Below are 17,737 nucleotides of genomic sequence, written 5' to 3' on the forward strand. Positions count from 1 at the left end.
AGAAAAGGATCACCGTGCGACCCGGCCTGTTGCCCGATCGCGCTGGGGTGAGACGATGGAGACGCACATGGACGACCCGACGAAAGCCCGCGGAAAGGTTCGCCGCGCCGATGGCCTGCTGACCGCCGATCTCGACGGCGAGCTGCTGATGATGAGCGTCGAGCAGGCCAGATACTTCAACCTGAACGCCGTCGGCTCCCGCATTTGGGAACTGCTCGCGGTGCCGATGTCGGTCGATGGACTGACGGAGGCATTGTCCGATGAGTATGACGTTGCGCCCGCCGAAGCCCGCCTTGAGGTCGAGCGGTTTTTAGGCGCCCTGCGGGAACGCGGCCTGCTTGCCACCGATGATGCGGATTCCGCGGCGGTGTAAGGTCTTCGCGCCTCCGTCGAAAGATCGGCGGCCGATAGCATCGGGTTGCCTGCGGTGCCGCCTGACGCCTCAGTGGTGCTGCCGCACATAGGCGACAAAGCGCAGGAAGCGCGGCAGCAACATCGCCAGCCGCTTCAGGGCCGGGCTGTCGCCAAGTTCGCTGGCGCGGCGCAGCGCCTCCTCCGAGGGCGGCAGGGCGCGCAACCGCAGTTCCAGGGCGTCCAGATCGAACAACCGGCTGACGCCCGGGTGTTGGCGCAGGTCGGGCAGCTCACGAAGCAGCGCATCGCGTTGCAGGGCGACGACCAGTGCAGTCTCCGAAAAAGGGGCCTCCTTGGCCCGGTTTTCAAGGATCCTGTCCGGCAGAATTCCGGTCATGGCGTCGCGGTACAACCGCCGCGCAATGCCATCGCGGAGAAAATGCCGGCTGGGCAAGGTCAGGGCGAACTCGACGACCCGGCGGTCGAGCAGCGGGAATGCGGCGGCGATACCGGTGCGGGCACCTGTCAACGCCCAGTACTCGGGGCGCCGCGTCACGACCGGTCCGGTCAGAAGAGTAAGGTGGTTGGCGACGGCGTTGGGGCGCATCGCCGGCTTCGGGGGCGAGACACCATCCATTGCCTCGCCGCGCAACAGTGCCGTCAGGGTCATGGGCACGCTGTCGGGCGTCTTGCCGCGCAGGCGCTGGACGATCGTCTGAACGGCCTCCGGTAGCAGGTAGGTCTGCACTTCGCCGAGCAGCGTTCTCGTCATCGAGCTCCCTCTGTCGGTGGAGGAGACCCTGATCTCGTGTGCCAGCCTCCGCCAGTGCCCGGCGAGCAACGCCTCGGGCAAGGCGCCGCGACCGTTGAAGGACGCCCCCTCGTCGCCTCCCCACCCTGAAAGCAGGACCTGCGCGCCTCGGGCCGCCGCATCCATGCAGATCCACGCGTCGGGATCGGCAGGGTCGAACGGCATCGGTTGGTCGCAGTCCATGCGCGGCAGCAGATACTCCAGCGAGGGGCGGATGCGCGCGGGTATGCTGACGATGTCCGGCTCCTGATCCAGCACCGTCTGGACGAGCGGCCCCTCGCCGACGGGCGCGTAATCTCCGCGCGGCGTCGGCAGGAAGGAATAGGCGAGCAGGGGGCGCCCCGTTGCGCGCAGCGCCCGGGCGGCGAGGACGCTGACGGATGGGGAGTCGAGCCCGCCGCTCAGGTGGGTTGCCACCGGACCGGTTGCCGGCAGGCGGACGCGCACCGCCTGTGCGACCAGCGCCGCCATCTCCTCGGCGGCCTCCTGCGGGCGGCAACGGCTTCGCCCGGCGGTCGCCGGGTCAAGCCGCCAATGGACCCCGCGCTCCCGTCGCCGTTCAGACCGCCGGACCCATGTTCCGGGCCCCAGCCGTTCAATGCCGCGAAGCACCGACCGGTTGTTGGGTGTCGCACGCATCAACAGCGTGCTGAGCAGGGCGGCTTCATCCAGCTCCCGCGTGACGAAGCCGCTGGCGGTCAGGCCCCGCGGCAGCGAGGCAAAGGCGACCACCCGATCCGGTTGCTCGGTGACGAACAGGGGTCGGATCCCCATGCCGTCACGGGCGCAGAGCAGCGTCTGGTCGCGCGGATTCCACGCGGCAAGGGCAAAGTCGCCGAAGACGCCGCGAAGCCCCCCGTCGGATCCGTCGCTCCCGCGGCTTTCCAGCGTTTCCAGCAGGGCGGCCTCGTCCGTCCTGCCATCGATCGCTTCGTAGAGCCGGCAGTCGGCCGCCAGCACGAGACCGCTCGCGCCGCGCGGCAGGGAGGCCTCCGACTGTCCAACCCGCGATGCTGCGGCGGCGGGCGCGAAATCAAGCGTGGCGAGCGCGATCGGCCCTTCCGCGAAACGGGCCACCGCCGGGGTCAGGCCCGGCTCGGTCATCGCGGCCACCATGGCGGCCAACCGCCCGGGCTCGGCAGGTCTGCCGTCGAGATGGAGAAAGCCGCAGATCAGCCGCATGAAGCGTTGTCGTGATGGCGGCGCCTTGGCGTGGTCAATCGAGCGATCCGTCGAAATCGATGTCGACATAATGGAGCAGCAGCACCCAACTGCTCTGGTCAGGCGGCAGCGCGGGCCGCCCGTGCGCGACGTCGCAGCCACGAAACAGCACGCCGCCGCCAATCGTCTGAAAGCACTCGAGCGGCGTCGCGTCCGGATCGATGCGCACCTGAACGGGCCACGGCGACCGCCCATCCTGCGGCAAGGGTTGATGGTCGATCTGCACCGACAGCGTGTAGCGGCATTGCGGCCGGTCGGTATGCCATGGCAGATCGGCTCCCGCGCAATAGAGCGAGGCGTAGGCGTAGCTGCTCTTGATCGGGGTGCCGACGATCCGCTCGACCGTCTCCCGCAGCGCGCTCAGCATCACGCGTCCGGCGGCGTCGTTGTGCGCGCAATGGCGGTTGGCCTGACGGTCGCCATGCGTCAACTTTCCCGCCGCCACCGCGGCGCGGTAATGGTCGGTCAGGATCCGCGTCGCATCGGGCGTTACCAGCTCGGAAAGCAGGATCACGCCATCCTTGGCAAATTCGTCGCGCTCCACGGTGACGGCGGGCGGGACGAGTGGCTCGGCGCGCTCCTGTGGCACCAGGATCAGGCCGGTCTGCCAAAGCGTCATCACCTCATCGGCGGACAGCGGCGCGCCGCCTTCCGCATCGTCATCCAGAAAGCGGAGAATGGCGTCAAAGCCCGGCGTCCCGTTCCGGGTCAGCCGCCGCTGCACAAAGCCGCGCATCCGGGAATAGGTGGCGATGTCGATATGGTCCGCGACCCCCGCTTCGGCGTGGATCACCGCGTCGGCGAGTGGGTTGGCCACATAGGCGGAGGGGATCATGAGGCGCGTTGGCTCCGGAACCAGCAGTTGATGGCGAACCGCTGGTCCATGAATGCACCGGACGGGCAGGAGACCGGTCTCACCTCGTGGGGCGCCCAGGATGGGAACAGCAGCAGCATGTCCTGCTCCGGCGTGACATCCACGAAGCTTCCGCCCTGTTCGACGGGCAAAATCGAATGCAGCCGCAATGCGCCGCCGGTGTATTTCTGGGGTTCGGCGTGAAAATAGTACACCGCGGTCAGAGCCCGATCCGTCGCCTGGTCCGTACGGCCAGTTCGCGTGTCGATGTGCCGCCGGTAGAAGGCACCGTCACCGTGGGCGACAAGCTCCATCTCCAAGCGCCCCAGATCGAACGGCGACAGCCGCAGATCGGCGACTGTTGGTTCCATGATTGCCAGAAAACGGGACTCCAGTGGGCTCCGCAGTGGCCCGAACTCCCGCAGGATCCGTGAAACGCGTATCCCCGTATCGACCCTCCCGTCCGCAAGCGCGGTAGACGTGAAGGCGGTCTGGTTGGCCTCGGCGTGGGCCAGCAGCCGCTCGACCAGATCGACGCCGAGGAAGTTGCTGATCACCTGATGGGGGGCGGGTCGCGCGAAAGCGTTCAGCTCGGGAGCGATGCTCATTCTGCGATCCTGATTCAGTCGGTGGTCAGGGCGTTGACCGTTGGTCGCACGGAATGACGTCGAGTGCCACGCAGATTCGCGGATCGCCGACCCCGGTGGGAACGGTCCCGTGCCCCAGGAAGGAGGGGAAGATGAGCAGCGTCCCTTCCCGGGGCTCCACGTGCCACCGTGGAAAATCCGGGAGCGCTGCCCCGATGGACGGAGGCCAGGGACCGAAGGCCAGCGATCCGGGCGGCGCGTCCTCGCCCGCATTGCCTGACGCGCCTTGTGGCACGCGCGCGTAATAGACGACGCTCAGCCAGCCCTGCGGATGGATGTGCGCTTCCTCATGGCCATCGTTCGACAGGACCAGTGCCCAGCCCTGCAGCCGCGCCGTTTGCGGGCTATTGGCGAACAGCGGATGCGGCGCATCGAGCCGTTCCGCCAGATAGTCGTCGACCTCTCGGCGAACGATGGCGAGCAGGTTGCGGATCGCCGGATGCGTGACCCCGGCCAGCCCTTCAAGGCGCAGATTGCACCCATGTGTCGGTCGGATCTCCGGCGATGGGGCAAGCGCCGGATGCGTCAGGATCGCCTGTACCAGGTCTTCGTTGTCGACCTGGGCGGAGGCCAGCTCGACCCGGCGGCACAGACGCTCGCGATCGATCAGGCGATGGGCGTCCGACGTCCGCCCCGCCAGGCAAAGCGCCGCGGACAGATAGGCGAAGTGGATGGTGGAGCCGACACCGCCATCGATGGCCTTCCGGCAAACGATTGCCAGCGCCTCGCCGTCGCCGCGGGTCAGGCAGTCGTCCGCGAAGGCTCGCAGCACGGGGCCGTCGCGGCGGTCCTCGTCCAGCATCAGCTCCGCTGCCATCCGGGCCTCGTCGATCCGGTTCAAGGCGTAGAGGGCGAGGATCCGTTGTCGGCGCGCTTCCGGTGCCGCCCCGGCGCCCACCGCGTCCAGCACCTTCAAGGCCAGTTCCGGCTGTTCGCAGGCGAGAGCGGCTTGCGCCAGCTCGCACCGGAGGGTGGGCGTCAATCCGCCCGTTTCGGCAAGCGGCGACAGAAGATCGAGGATCTCCGCCCAGCGCTGATCGTCGCGAAGGGCGACCACGAGATCGCGCAACAGATCGGGACGGTCGCCGCGCGTCGCGACGGCGGCGCGCAACAGTGGCAGGAAGGATCGGGCGGGCGGCTTTGGCACGGCCTGATCCGTCCGCCAAACGATCTTCGGTCCGTCGGCTGGCATCGTTCTGTCGCACCGAGAATCTGAGAGGGGAGAAGGGCCAGGCGGCACAGTAGGGCAAAGCCGCAGGCGCGGTTTCAAAAACCGCCCACCAGCCAGACCATCACCTCGATCGACCGGCGTCGGCCTGGAGTCCGGCTGCCACTCGCGTATCCGCGTCACGGCAACCGTTCCAGCATTTCCCAGCAACGTCCTCAAAATCGGCCGCTGGATGACGGTGCAGGTCGAAGCTCAAGTCGTCGAGACGCTTCGGCCGGTTCATCAACGCCGTCCGGATGTGGGGCGCGGTGACGTCGATCGCGAAGACACGCGCGCCGCGCCATCGGCGTTTGGCGGAGGAGGTGGGATTCGAACCCACGAGACGGTTGCCCGCCTGCCGGTTTTCAAGACCGGTGCCTTCAACCGCTCGGCCACTCCTCCGGTGCACGCTTGTTAGCTGGCCGAGCCCCGATCCCGCAAGACACCAAACGAACGCTCCGGCTCGATCGCTCTGCCGGTCGAGGATCCGGCGGGGCCGGCGGGCGGGCCGTCGGGCAGGGCGGAGCTCAACTCAATGCCGCGGGGCTTTCGTCCGGCCGACCGATCCGATCCGCGCCGGGCCGCGTATTTCTCCGAAACGACAGAAGGGAGATCCGCCATGTCCACGCTTCGCGTGCTCCTTGCCGTTGCCGTGCTGTTTGCCCCCGCGGCCGCCATCGGGCAGCCCGCCGACCTCAGCGGCCCGGAGATCCGCGGCCTCATCGCCGGCAAGCGCGTCTATCTCGCCACCCCGTTCGGCGGCGAGTTTCCGCTGTTCTACAAGACGAACGGCGCCGTCGACGGCTCCGGCGAGGCGGTCGGCCTTGGCCGCTACATGCGCCCGACCGACTCCGGCCGCTGGTGGATCGCCGGCGACCGGCTGTGCCAGAAGTGGACAAGCTGGTACGACGGGCGGCAGTTCTGCTTCACGCTGAGGCAGGGGAAGGGGAGCCGCCTCTTCTGGACGCGCGACGATGGATTATCCGGCCGCGCACGGGTCGCCGACTGAGGGTTTTGCCTCCGCGACCCTCCCGATTTGGGTGCGATCCGACCGGCGCTGTTAGGATTGTCTTATCTCTAGCTGCGCGCGTCTTTGGCATATGTCACAATGCCGCCCTATTCTCCCTAGAACGGATGAACTGGAATTAACGTTCGACGGGTTGCCCGGGTTTCATTCTTTGTGGAATCGGGACGACCCTTCCAGTCGGGGCAGGGGCATACGGCATGGTGGCAATGGATCCTTTCGGACACACCGCCGATCGTGGTGCCGCCTCCCTCAAATCGCGGAAGGTTCCGTTGGGCTCAAGTCTCCTCTTCAAGGTTGGCGTCGTTGCCACCGGCTGCTTCATGCTGGCCGCCTGCAACACGACCGACAAAGCATCGATCGATCCGAAGTACGGCGTGCCGGCAAGCCCGCGCCTGATCGGTTCGGGCGAGGCCGTGCCGAAGGGTGGCGGCCGCGCCATCGTCGGCAAGCCCTACAAGGTCGCCGGCAAGTGGTACACGCCGAAGGAAGACCCGGACTACGAGGCGGTCGGCAAGGCCTCCTGGTACGGTTCCGCCTTCCATGGCCGGCAGACGGCCAACGGCGAGATCTTCGATTCTCGGAGCATCACGGCGGCGCACACCACCATGCCGCTGCCGTCCTATGCCCGTGTCACCAACATGAAGAACGGCCGCTCGATCATCGTGCGCGTCAACGATCGCGGCCCTTTCCACGGCAGCCGCGTCATCGACGTCTCCCAGCGCACGGCCGAGATCCTCGGCTTCCGCCAGGACGGCATCGGTCAGGTGAAGGTCGCCTATGTGGGTCCGGCCCGCATCGACGGGCGCGACGAGGACTTCCTGCTGGCGAGCTATCAGGCGCCCGGCGAGCCGGGTGCGGCGCCGCGCAAGGAAGCTCCGGAGCGCAGCATCCAGCTCGCTTCGCGTGATGCCCGCAAGTCGGAAAGCCGGGCCACCCGCGTGGCTCCGCGCCGCGAGGTGCTGCCGCCCGAATCGGCGACCGGCGCGCTGCTCGCCTACAACGAGTCCAAGCCCCGCCGGCAGGCATCGGTGCCGATCCACGCCGGGCCGCCGCCGATCGAATCGACCCGTCGCGGAACGCTTCCCGCCGCGCGCACCGCGCCGCAGGCCGAAACGCTGCCGGGCGTCGCCGCTTCTGCGCCCGAGCCGGTCCAGGCCGCTGCCCCCGTGCAGTCCGCCGCCCCGGTCCGCAGCGCTCCTGCTCCTGCCGCCACGCCCGCCGTGGTGGTCCCCGAGCCGACGCCGAAGCAGGACCCGATGGCCGAGCTTCTCGAGCTCGCCTCCGATGACGGCGCGAACAACCCGCCGGCCGATGTCGCCGGTGCGCAGTCCTACACCCAGCCGATGGTGATGGCCTCGGTCGCCCAGCCCAGCGATCCTGATCCGATCGGGTCGCGCATCACCGCCGCCTACGCGATGATGCAGACCCCGGCCGGCCTCGATGCGAACGCCATCGCATCCGCCGCGGCCAAGGGCAGCGTAGTCGCGAAAGCGGAATGACCGGGTCGCCGGCCGCCGATCTCGAAACGCTGCCGGCATCCTCCGGCGGCGCATCCTCCGGCGGCGCGGCTGCCGAAGGTTCTCCCTCACTCCCGTCCGACGAAGGGCCGGCCCGCACCTCGCGCGGCCGGTTCATCACGTTCGAGGGCGGGGAGGGGACCGGCAAGACCACCCAGATCCGCTCCCTCGTCCACCGCCTCCTCGAAATCGGGCTGCCGGTGCTGCGCACGCGCGAGCCCGGCGGGACGAGCGGCGCGGAAATGATCCGCCAGATCCTCCTCTCTGGTGCCGCCAAGACCCTCGGTCCCGACACCGAGGCGGTGCTGTTTTCGGCCGCGCGCATCGATCACGTCGACCGCACCATCCGGCCCGCCCTGGCGCGGGGGACCTGGGTGGTCAGCGACCGGTTCGCCGATTCCACCCGCGTCTACCAGGGGCTGGCCGGGGTGGAGATGCCGCTGCTGTCGGCCATGGAGCGGATCTCCCTCGACGGCCTGCGGCCGGATCTGACCATCGTCCTCGATCTCGACCCCGAAGTCGCCCGGGCGCGCGCCGCCGCCCGGCGCGGATCGACCGCCGCGGATCGGTTCGAGGAAGAGGGGCTGGACTCCGACCGGGCCCGCCAGCGGGCCTTCCGCGCGCTCGCCCGCTCCGATCCGAAACGCTGCGTCGTGATCGACGCGGCCGCCCCGTCGTCCGACATCGCGGAGACGATCTGGCGGACGGTCGTCGAGCGCCTCTGCCCCCACCGGGGGCTCTGAGGTCCGATGGCGCGCGCCGCCACCGTCACCGAGGCCCCGCCGGAACTCGACCAGATCGGCGACTGGCCGACGCCGCGGCTGCAGACCGCGCTGTTCGGCCATGCCCAGGCGGAGCTTGAACTGCTGGACGCCTATCGGTCCGGGCGCCTCCACCATGCGATCCTGCTGACCGGGCCAGAGGGGGTCGGCAAGGCGACGCTGGCGTTCCGGTTCGCGCGCTTCGTGCTCGCCCATCCGGATCCGGCCGCCCGCGAGGTGCAGGAGGCGACAGACCTGTCGCTCGCGCCCGACAATCCGGTTGCCCGCCAGGTGGCGATCGGCGCCCACCCGGGCCTGCTCCACCTGCGCCGTCCCTACGACGAGAAGGCCAAGCGCTTCCGCACCGAGATCACCGTCGATGAGGTCCGCCGGCTGGTGCCCTATTTCGGATCGACCTCGGCCCATGGCGGCTACCGCACCGTCATCGTCGATCCGGCGGACGACCTGAACACCAACGCCGCCAACGCGCTCCTGAAGGCGCTCGAGGAGCCGCCGCGCCAGGCGCTGTTCATGGTGGTCTGTCACGTGCCGGGGCGGCTCCTGCCGACGATCCGGTCCCGCTGTCGGCGCCTCGACGTGCGGCCGCTGTCCGCCGTCGAGATCGTCGATGCGCTCGCCGCGCTGGGGACGGCCGGCGAACATGGGGACGAGGCGGTCGCCGCGGCCGCCGATCTCTCCAACGGCAGCCTGCGCCGGGCGCTGTCGATGCTGGAGGCCGGCGGGGTCGGGCTGCACAAGGCCGTCTCCGACATCCTCGGTGCGCTTCCCGCCCTCGACATCGCCGCGGTCCACCGGCTGGCCGACCGGGTGAGCGGTCCAGGCACCGACGAGGCCTTCGCGCTGCTCACCGATCTCGTCTTCGACTGGCTGTCGCGGAAGGTGAGGGCGGAGGCCACGGCCAAGGTTCCCGCCGCAGCGCTTGCCGGGTGGGCCGAGGTATGGGAAAAGACCGGCCAGGCGATCGGCTCGGCCGAGGCGCTCAATCTCGACCGCAAGCAGGTTGTGCTCAACCTCTTTCAAGACATCGCGGAGGTCGACCGGACGGCACGGGCGCGCGCGTCCTGATCGGCTGGGCCGATCCCGCTTTTCGCCGGATGCCATGACCGAACGCCCCGCCTATTACATCACCACTGCGATCTCCTATCCGAACGGCGCGCCGCACATCGGCCACGCCTACGAGCTGATCGCGACCGATGCGCTGGCCCGATTCCGGCGGCTCGACGGCTTCGACGTCTTCTTCCTGACCGGGACCGACGAACACGGCCAGAAGATGCAGCAGACGGCGGCGCGCGAGGGGCTGACGGCGGCCGAGTTCGCCGATCGGCAGGCGCCGCGGTTCGCCGCCATGGCGGCGGCGCTCAACTGCTCCAACGACGATTTCATCCGCACCACCGAGGCGCGCCACACCGCCGCCAGCCGCGACATCTGGGAGCGGATGGCCGCGGCGGGCGATATCTACAAGGACAGCTACTCCGGCTGGTACTCGGTCCGCGACGAGGCCTACTACCAGGAGGCGGAGACGGTCGTGGGCGACGACGGCGTGCGCCGCGGTCCCCAGAACACGCCCGTCGAATGGGTCGAGGAGGAGAGCTACTTTTTCCGCCTGTCGGCCTACCAGGACAAGCTGCTGGCGCTTTATCGCGACACGCCGGACTTCGTCGGCCCGGACGAGCGCCGCAACGAGGTCGTCCGCTTCGTCGAGGGCGGGCTGCGCGACCTCTCCATCTCGCGCACCACGTTCGACTGGGGCATCCCGGTGCCCGGTGACGACCGGCACGTCATGTACGTCTGGGTCGACGCGCTCACCAACTACCTGACCGGCATCGGCTACCCCGACGTGGAATCGGAGGGCTATAAGCGCTACTGGCCGGCCGATCTGCACGTCATCGGCAAGGACATCGTCCGCTTCCACGCGGTCTACTGGCCGTCGTTCCTGATGTCGGCAGGCCTGCCGCTGCCCCGCCGCGTGTTCGCCCACGGCTTCCTGTTCAACCGCGGGGAGAAGATGTCCAAGTCGGTGGGCAACGTGATCGACCCGTTCGCGCTCGCCGAGACCTATGGCGTCGACCAGCTGCGCTATTTCTTCCTGCGCGAGGTGCCGTTCGGACAGGACGGCAACTACTCCCATGACGCCATCGTCAACCGCATCAACGCCGATCTCGCCAACGATCTCGGCAATCTGGCCCAGCGGTCGCTGTCGATGATCGCCAAGCACTGCGAGGGCAGGGTGCCGACGCCCGGTGCCTTCACGGAGGCCGACCAGGCGATCCTCGGCGCCGCCGACGCGCTGCTGGAGCAGTGCCGCACCGCGCTGTCGACCCAGTCGCTGCACACGGCGCTGGGTGCGATCTTCCAGGTGGTGGCCGATGCCAACCGCTATTTCGCGGCCAGCGAGCCATGGGCGCTCCGCAAGACCGATCTTGAACGCATGCAGACCGTTCTCTACGTGACGGCCGAGGTCCTGCGCGAGGTGGGCGTCCTCATGCAGCCGGTGACGCCGGCGGCGGCCGACAGGCTGCTGGCGATCCTCGGCGTCGGCGAGGACGAACGGGACTTCTCCAGGCTCGGAGCCGCCGGCCGGCTCGTTCCGAACACGGCGCTGCCGGCGCCCGCGCCGGTGTTTCCGCGGTTCGTCGAGCCGGAAGCCACCGAAGCCTAGAGGCGTTCGCCATCGCGTTTGCGCACGGCCGACCGGCATCCGGAAACGCTTCAGTCACGCTGCCTGATCAGGACCTGTTTGCCGCCCATGCTCATCGACAGCCACTGCCATCTCGATTTTCCGGACTTCGCGGAAGAGCGTGACGCGGTCGTCGCGCGGGCCCGCGCGGCCGGCGTGCGCCTGATGGTGACCATCTGCACCCGCGTGGCGAAGTTCGACCAGGTACGGGCCGTCGCCGAGGCCTATCCGGAGGTCTACTGCTCCGTCGGAACGCATCCCAACAGCGCCGGCGAAGACGGCGAGGCCGACGTGACGACGGAGATGCTGGTCGATCTGGCGCGCCATCCCAAGGTGGTGGCGATCGGGGAGGCGGGTCTGGACTTCCACTACGACCACGCGCCGCGCGATGCCCAGGCCGAAGGGTTCCGCCGTCACATCCGCGCCGCCCGGCAGACCGGATTGCCGCTGGTCATCCACGCCCGCAGCGCCGACGACGAGGTCGCCGAGATCCTCGCCACGGCGCATGCGGAGGAGGGGCCCTTTCCGGCCATTCTGCATTGCTTCTCGTCGGGCCGCGCGCTCGCCGTGAAAGGCGTCGAGCTGGGCCTCTACGTGTCGTTTTCCGGCATCCTGACCTTCAAGAGCGCCGAGGAGATTCGGGCGATCGCCCGCGAGGTGCCGGCGGAGCGCCTGCTGGTGGAAACCGATGCGCCGTATCTGGCGCCGGTGCCGCATCGTGGCCAGCGCAACGAGCCGTCCTATGTCGTCGAGACCGCCAGGGTTCTGGCCGAGGCGCGCGGCGTGTCGGCCGAGGAGATCGCGCGGCAGACCACCGACAACTTCTTCCGGCTGTTCTCCAGGATCGAGCGCCCGGCCGACGCATGAGCACGCTGGCGTTCACCATCCTCGGTTGCGGCTCGTCCGGCGGTGTGCCGCGCATCGGCGGCGACTGGGGCGCCTGCGATCCCGACAACCCGAAGAACCGACGCCGCCGCTGCGCGCTGCTGGTCGAGCGCCGCTCCGAGAGCGGGATCACGCGCGTCGTCGTCGACACCGGCCCCGACCTCCGCGAGCAGCTCAACGACGCCGCGGTGCCGACCGTGGATGCCGTCCTCTACACGCACGCCCATGCCGACCACATCCACGGCATCGACGACCTGCGCGGGCTGGCCATCAAGGAGCGCAAGCGCATCGACGTCTATCTGGATGCGGCCACGTCGGTGCGCGCCCACAAGGCGTTCGACTATTGCTTCGTCACGCCGCCAGGCTCCGGCTATCCGCCGATCCTGACGGAGCACCGTGTCCATCCGGGCGTTCCCGTGACCATCGACGGCGCCGGCGGGCCGATCCGCTTCATGCCGTTCCTGCAGCATCATGGCGAGATCGACTCGCTCGGCTACCGGATCGGACCCGTCGCGTATTCCAGCGACGTCAGCGATCTGCCGCCGGCGAGCCTCGACCACCTGACCGATCTCGACATCTGGATCATCGATGCGCTGCGCTACAGCGCGCACCCGAGCCATTTCTCGGTGGCCGACGCGCTGGCGTGGATCGAGCGGATGCGTCCGAGGCATTCGATCCTGACGAACCTGCACCTCGACCTGGATTTCGCGACGCTGGCCGCCGCGCTGCCGGACGATGTCGAGCCGGCCTACGACATGATGCGGTTCGAAGTTCCGTACGGCGGATAGCCCGGGCGCCGGATTGCCGGACCACGTCGGCAGGCTGGAAACGCTTCGCAGGCCGCACCGCCGCGATCTCTTCACGTCGTGACGAAGCGAATTGGCCGTCGTGGGGAAGCGGCAGAACGGCCGTATGTGCCCAACTCCTTGATACTCATCGCTCTTTTATGTTCCATAATGCATCTTATGCGACTTGCGGATTGATCCGGAAATGGACCCGGGCTTCCGTTTGCCAGTCGCTCCAAGGTCCCCCAGCTCCATGATCATTGGGTTCCTCCCTCTCTGAGGTGCTCCTGACGAAAGCGCTTGTCGGGAACGTCCGTACGACGGCGTGCTCCTGATGTCCGCGACAAGTCGTGCTCGGTAGATGCGGTTCGCCGTTCGCCATCGCGGCGATCCGCGCGCGCGGGTTCGTCATCAAGTCGGCCGGCTGCGTCCCATTGTCGGATCAGGCTCGGCATCCTGGATCGGACGCCATATGCTCTCCGGCGGAGTTTCACCCGGCCGGAAATCGCTCTCTGTGCGGTGCGACCAAGGTTTCGTCTTCACCGCCTCGGGCGCGCTTCGATCGGCGTACCGTGGCGGCACCCTCGAGGGGTCGCTTGCATGCGCTCGGTTCGCGATAGGCTTCGGCACGTCATCAGCTTCGAGATCATCGGGCTGGCGCTCTCGACGCCGCTTGCCTCCTGGGTGTTCGGCGTGCCGCCGCTGACCATGGGCACGCTGACGGTCGCGTGCTCGCTCATCGCGATCTCCTGGAACTACGTCTACAATCTCGGCTTCGATCTCGCGATGCTGCGGGTGCGCGGCAGCACCCGGAAGACGATGCCCATCCGGTTCCTGCACACCGCGGTGTTTCAGGTCGTCCTGGTGGTTGTTCTGGTTCTGTTCATTGCCTGGTTCCTGGGGATGACCCTCTGGAATGCGGCGGTCATGCAGGCCGGATTCCTGGCGTTTTACGGGGTCTACGCGTTCGTCTTCAATCTCGCCTACGACTGGCTGTTCCCGATCGAGGACGAGCGCGCCACCGAACCCCGGTGAGATGAACGGGCGAGGCCGCTTGCCGGCCGTGCCCGCCGTCCCGCCGAAGGGCCCTCGCCGCCTTGCATTCCCCGCCATCCCATTGGAGGCTCTGGGCCCATGACCGACAAGCCCCACGTCACCATCACCTACTGCCGCCAGTGCAACTGGATGCTGCGATCCGCCTGGATGGCGCAGGAGCTGCTGTCGACCTTCTCGGAGGAGCTCGGCGCGGTCACGCTGGTTCCGGCGACGGGCGGTGCCTTCCGCATCGAGATCGACGGGACGCTCCTGTGGGAGCGCGTGCGCGACGGCGGCTTTCCTGATGTGAAGAGCCTCAAGCAGCGGGTGCGTGACCACATGGACCCCGAGCGCGATCTCGGGCATATCGACCGCACCAGGCAACAGGACACCGAATGACGATGACCCCGTCGCGCGACATCGGCCGGCTGATCGAGATCATGGCGCGGCTGCGCGATCCGGAGACCGGCTGCCCCTGGGACGTGCAGCAGACGTTCGCCACCATCGTGCCCTACACCATCGAGGAAGCCTACGAGGTCGCCGACGCGGTCGAACGCGGCGACACGGAAGACCTCCGCGCCGAACTCGGCGACCTGCTTCTCCAGGTGGTCTTCCACGCCCGCATGGCCGAGGAAGACGGCGCATTCGACTTCGGCGGCGTGGTGGAGGCGATCACCGCCAAGCTGGTCCGCCGGCATCCGCATGTGTTCGGTGACGCGCGCGACCTGCCCGCGGAGCAGGTCAAGGCGATGTGGGACGAGATCAAGGCGGAGGAAAAGCGGCTGAAGGCCGAGCGCTCGGGCGCGCCGGAGGGCGACGGGGCGAAAGGGCGCCTGGACGACGTGCCGATGGCCCTGCCCGCGCTGACGCGCGCCGAAAAGCTGCAGAAGAAGGCTTCGAAGGTCGGCTTCGACTGGGCCGCGCCGGGGCCGGTGTTCGCGAAGATCCGCGAGGAAATCGACGAGCTGGAGGCCGCCCTTTCCGCCGATGCGCCGTCGCCGGCGGCGGTCGCGGACGAGATGGGCGACCTGCTCTTCGCCGTCGCCAACCTCGCCCGTCATCTGCACGTCGACCCGGAGGACGCGCTGCGCGGCACCAACGCGAAATTCCGCCGCCGCTTCAGCCACGTGGAGACGAGCCTGGAGCGCGCCGGCCGCACGATAGATGCGGCCAGCCTCGACGAGATGGAAGCGCTCTGGCAGGACGCCAAGCGCCTGGAGCGCGGCCGAGGCTAGGGCGCTCTTCGCTCAGGAGATGACGAACGCCCCTGCCCGTTCCTGGAAACGCTCGGTCGCGCTCGGCGGGATACGCACGGTGAGCTGCACGGTGTTGTCGCCATCAACCCGCTCGAGCACCTCGGTGGAGCGGTAGATCCACGCCAGAAGCTCGCCCTGCTCCGACGGCAGCCGAACCTTCGCGAGGTCGCGGCCTTTCGTGAGCCGGCCTTCGACGGTGGCAAGCAGCGTGTCGACGCCCATCCCAGTCAGCGCCGACACGGCCACGGTGTCGGTTCCGCTCTCGGCGAGCATTTTCTCCCGCAGTGCCTCCGGCAGCAGGTCGATCTTGTTCCAGACCTCGATCAGCCGGCCCGGCTCGTTGGCGTCGATGCCGAGAGCCTCGAGCGTCGACGCGACGTCGGCCGACTGGGCCGCGCTGTCGGGGTGAGCGATGTCGCGGACGTGCAGGATCAGATCGGCCTCCACCACCTCCTCCAGCGTGGCGCGGAACGCCGCGACCAGATGGGTCGGCAGGTCGGAAATGAAGCCCACCGTGTCGGACAGGACGATCTCCACGCCGTGCGGCAGCGTCACCCGGCGCAGTGTCGGGTCCAGCGTCGCGAACAGCAGGTCCTGGGCGAACACGGCGCTGTCGGTGAGACGGTTGAAAAGCGTCGACTTGCCGGCGTTGGTGTAGCCGACGAGCGCCACCACGGGCTGGTCCATGCGACTGCGCTTCTTGCGGTGAAGCGAGCGCGTGCGACGGACGCTGTCGAGGTCCTTCTCGAGCCGGGTGATCCGTTCCTGGATCATCCGCCGGTCGGCCTCGATCTGGGTTTCGCCCGGGCCGCCCAGGAAGCCGAAGCCGCCGCGCTGCCGCTCCAGATGGGTCCACGAGCGCACGAGGCGGCTCTTCTGCCACTGGAGATGGGCGAGCTCGACCTGCAGGGCGCCTTCCCGCGTGTTGGCGCGGTCGCCGAAGATTTCCAGGATGAGCGCGGTGCGGTCGAGCACCTTCACGCCCCAGGCGCGCTCCAGATTGCGCTGCTGCACCGGCGACAGCGGCCGGTCGATGACCACGAGGCCGATCTCGTCGGTGGTGATCCGGAGCTTGATTTCCTCCACCTTGCCCGTGCCGAACAGGGTTGCGGGGCGCGGCGCGGCAAGCCGCACGACGCCCGAGGCGACCACGTCCAGGTCGATGGCAAGCGCCAGGCCGATCGCCTCCTCGAGGCGGGCTTCCGGCGTGCGGGACGGGACCGGACTTCCGGCCGACGCGCTGCGCGCGTCGGCCGTCTGTTTCAGGTCCGGCAGAATGACGAACGCGCGCGTGCGCGCCGCAACCGTATCCGACGTGCCATCCGGGGCACGGTCAGCCGTCAGTGACGGTTCATGCGGACGGTGTTCCAATCAGCCTCCAGCCGCTTCTTCGCTCGGGTCGAACAGCTGCACCGGCTGGTTGGGCATGACGGTCGAGATCGCGTGCTTGTAGACGAGCTGCGAGTGTCCGTCGCGGCGCAGAAGTACACAGAAATTGTCGAACCAGGTCACCACGCCCTGGAGCTTAACACCATTCACGAGGAAGATGGTCAGCGGAGTCTTATTCTTACGGCAATAGTTGAGAAAGGTGTCTTGTAGGTTTTGTGTACGATCGGCCATAAGTTTGGTTTACCTTCTTATTTGGTGGTTGCTTGATTGGACGCCGCCCACACGCGACGGCATCATCCACCGTTATAGGGGTGTTCATTCACAGTTAGATGGTTGGTCTCCTCACGGTTCGCAATGTTGAAATAGCCCCGCAGGCGGTCCGGTTCCCCACGCTGCATATCGCGTGCCATCCCCTCGCCGCGTCGCTCAGACCGCGGTGGCCTCGACGACCTCGTGGAAGCGCTCCCGGAGGCCGGTCGCGATCGAGCCCGGCTTGCCGTTGCCGATCGAATGGCCGTCGATGCGCACCACCGGCATCACCAGCGTCGTCGCCGCCGTGATGAACGCCTCGCGCGCCCTGTAGGCCTCTTCCAGCGTGAACGGGCGCTCCTCGACCGTCAGGTTGTCGCGCCTGGCGAGATCGAGGATCGCCGCGCGGGTGATGCCCTTCAGGATGCCGTGCTCGGCCGGACGGGTCACCAGCGCGCCGTCGGCGGTGACGATCCACGCATTGGTGGACGAGCCTTCCGTCACGTAGCCGTCGGCGTCGACGAACCACGCCTCCTTGGCCCCTGCCCGCTTCGCCTTCTGCTTGGCCATCACGTTGGGCAGCAGCGACACCGACTTGATGTCCACCCGTTCCCAGCGGTTGTCCGGCACGGAGATGACCGCGACGCCGTCTTCCGCCGTCTTCGCCGCCTTGCGCGGGTCGGCCGCCCGCGCGGTGACCACCAGCGCCGACGGCGTGCCCTCGGCCGGGTAGGTGTGCTCGCGCGGCGCCACGCCCCGGGTGACCTGCATGTAGATCATGCCGTTCTTCACCAGGTTGCGGCGCACCACCTCGCGCATGACCATGGTCAGCGCCTTGCGGCCCATGGGCGACGGGATTTCCAGTTCCGACAGCGAGCGCTCCAGCCGGTCGAGATGGCGCGTGGTGTCGATCAGCGCGCCGTCCTTCACCTCGCAGACCTCGTAGACGCCGTCGGCGAACTGGTAGCCGCGGTCCTCGATGTGGACCGTTGCGGTATCGTGGGGCCGGTACTGGCCATTGACGTAGGCGATGCGGCTCATG

The 17,737-nt window shown here is 68.3% G+C and carries 18 protein-coding genes and 1 tRNA gene; 11 read left to right on the forward strand and 8 right to left on the reverse strand.

The annotated features are described in order from the left end of the window. Positions 1-67: 67 nt before the first annotated feature. Positions 68-373: a PqqD family peptide modification chaperone gene (locus AB7M35_RS02130; protein ID WP_453956867.1), complete on the forward strand. Its 306-nt coding sequence runs from the start codon at positions 68-70 to the stop codon at positions 371-373. Between the two features lie 69 nt (positions 374-442). Here AB7M35_RS02130 and AB7M35_RS02135 read toward each other — a convergent pair whose 3' ends face one another. The 5 genes from AB7M35_RS02135 to AB7M35_RS02155 all read right to left on the reverse strand — a co-directional run bounded on the left by AB7M35_RS02135 (position 443) and on the right by AB7M35_RS02155 (position 5,495). After that, entirely contained in the window at positions 443-2,416 is a 1,974-nt protein-coding gene (locus AB7M35_RS02135; RefSeq protein WP_453956868.1) for an asparagine synthase-related protein, read from the reverse strand. Then, on the reverse strand, positions 2,382-3,221 hold the full coding sequence (locus AB7M35_RS02140; protein WP_453956870.1) for a hypothetical protein: 840 nt from the start codon (positions 3,219-3,221) through the stop codon (positions 2,382-2,384). The genes AB7M35_RS02135 and AB7M35_RS02140 overlap by 35 nt, the downstream gene beginning before the upstream one ends. Then, the gene (locus tag AB7M35_RS02145; protein ID WP_453956872.1) at positions 3,218-3,847 is read right to left on the reverse strand and encodes a 2OG-Fe(II) oxygenase; all 630 of its coding nucleotides are present in this window, start codon (positions 3,845-3,847) and stop codon (positions 3,218-3,220) included. Before AB7M35_RS02145 ends, AB7M35_RS02140 begins: the two co-directional genes overlap by 4 nt. A 25-nt stretch (positions 3,848-3,872) precedes the next feature. Then, entirely contained in the window at positions 3,873-5,078 is a 1,206-nt protein-coding gene (locus AB7M35_RS02150) for a 2OG-Fe(II) oxygenase family protein (RefSeq protein ID WP_453956873.1), read from the reverse strand. Between the two features lie 327 nt (positions 5,079-5,405). Further along, a tRNA-Ser gene (locus AB7M35_RS02155) sits at positions 5,406-5,495 on the reverse strand. Positions 5,496-5,712: 217 nt separating this feature from the next. On the opposite strand from AB7M35_RS02155, the gene AB7M35_RS02160 reads away from it, so the two are divergent. The 10 genes from AB7M35_RS02160 to mazG all read left to right on the forward strand — a co-directional run bounded on the left by AB7M35_RS02160 (position 5,713) and on the right by mazG (position 15,036). Beyond that, positions 5,713-6,102: a hypothetical protein gene (locus AB7M35_RS02160; RefSeq protein WP_453956874.1), complete on the forward strand. Its 390-nt coding sequence runs from the start codon at positions 5,713-5,715 to the stop codon at positions 6,100-6,102. 287 nt (positions 6,103-6,389) lie between these two features. Further along, on the forward strand, positions 6,390-7,619 hold the full coding sequence (locus tag AB7M35_RS02165) for a septal ring lytic transglycosylase RlpA family protein (RefSeq protein WP_453956876.1): 1,230 nt from the start codon (positions 6,390-6,392) through the stop codon (positions 7,617-7,619). Further along, positions 7,616-8,380, forward strand: coding sequence for a dTMP kinase (tmk, locus tag AB7M35_RS02170; protein WP_453956877.1), 765 nt, complete (start codon positions 7,616-7,618; stop codon positions 8,378-8,380). Before AB7M35_RS02165 ends, tmk begins: the two co-directional genes overlap by 4 nt. 6 nt (positions 8,381-8,386) lie before the next feature. After that, positions 8,387-9,484 (forward strand): DNA polymerase III subunit delta', encoded by a 1,098-nt coding sequence (locus tag AB7M35_RS02175; RefSeq protein ID WP_453956879.1) that lies wholly within the window; start codon positions 8,387-8,389, stop codon positions 9,482-9,484. 34 nt (positions 9,485-9,518) lie between these two features. Continuing rightward, positions 9,519-11,078, forward strand: a complete 1,560-nt coding sequence (gene metG, locus AB7M35_RS02180; protein WP_453956880.1) for a methionine--tRNA ligase — start codon at positions 9,519-9,521, stop codon at positions 11,076-11,078. 87 nt (positions 11,079-11,165) lie between these two features. After that, the gene (locus AB7M35_RS02185; protein ID WP_453956882.1) at positions 11,166-11,963 is read left to right on the forward strand and encodes a TatD family hydrolase; all 798 of its coding nucleotides are present in this window, start codon (positions 11,166-11,168) and stop codon (positions 11,961-11,963) included. Continuing rightward, the gene (locus tag AB7M35_RS02190) at positions 11,960-12,769 is read left to right on the forward strand and encodes an MBL fold metallo-hydrolase (RefSeq protein WP_453956883.1); all 810 of its coding nucleotides are present in this window, start codon (positions 11,960-11,962) and stop codon (positions 12,767-12,769) included. Before AB7M35_RS02185 ends, AB7M35_RS02190 begins: the two co-directional genes overlap by 4 nt. A gap of 597 nt (positions 12,770-13,366) precedes the next feature. Next, positions 13,367-13,801: a PACE efflux transporter gene (locus AB7M35_RS02195; protein ID WP_453956885.1), complete on the forward strand. Its 435-nt coding sequence runs from the start codon at positions 13,367-13,369 to the stop codon at positions 13,799-13,801. A 99-nt stretch (positions 13,802-13,900) separates the two neighbouring features. Next, positions 13,901-14,200, forward strand: a complete 300-nt coding sequence (locus AB7M35_RS02200; RefSeq protein ID WP_453956886.1) for a SelT/SelW/SelH family protein — start codon at positions 13,901-13,903, stop codon at positions 14,198-14,200. A gap of 2 nt (positions 14,201-14,202) precedes the next feature. Further along, entirely contained in the window at positions 14,203-15,036 is an 834-nt protein-coding gene (gene mazG / locus AB7M35_RS02205) for a nucleoside triphosphate pyrophosphohydrolase (RefSeq protein ID WP_453960563.1), read from the forward strand. Between the two features lie 12 nt (positions 15,037-15,048). Here the strand turns inward: mazG and hflX are convergent, their stop codons facing one another. From hflX to AB7M35_RS02220, 3 genes are all read right to left on the reverse strand, one after another. Beyond that, entirely contained in the window at positions 15,049-16,428 is a 1,380-nt protein-coding gene (gene hflX, locus AB7M35_RS02210) for a GTPase HflX (protein ID WP_453956887.1), read from the reverse strand. Then, the gene (hfq, locus tag AB7M35_RS02215; protein WP_453956889.1) at positions 16,429-16,677 is read right to left on the reverse strand and encodes an RNA chaperone Hfq; all 249 of its coding nucleotides are present in this window, start codon (positions 16,675-16,677) and stop codon (positions 16,429-16,431) included. A 195-nt stretch (positions 16,678-16,872) separates the two neighbouring features. After that, complete coding sequence (locus tag AB7M35_RS02220; protein ID WP_453956891.1) at positions 16,873-17,736, reverse strand: D-amino-acid transaminase; 864 nt, start codon at positions 17,734-17,736, stop codon at positions 16,873-16,875. Between the last annotated feature and the right edge of the window lies 1 nt (position 17,737).

It is taken from the genome of Amorphus suaedae (assembly GCF_053629675.1).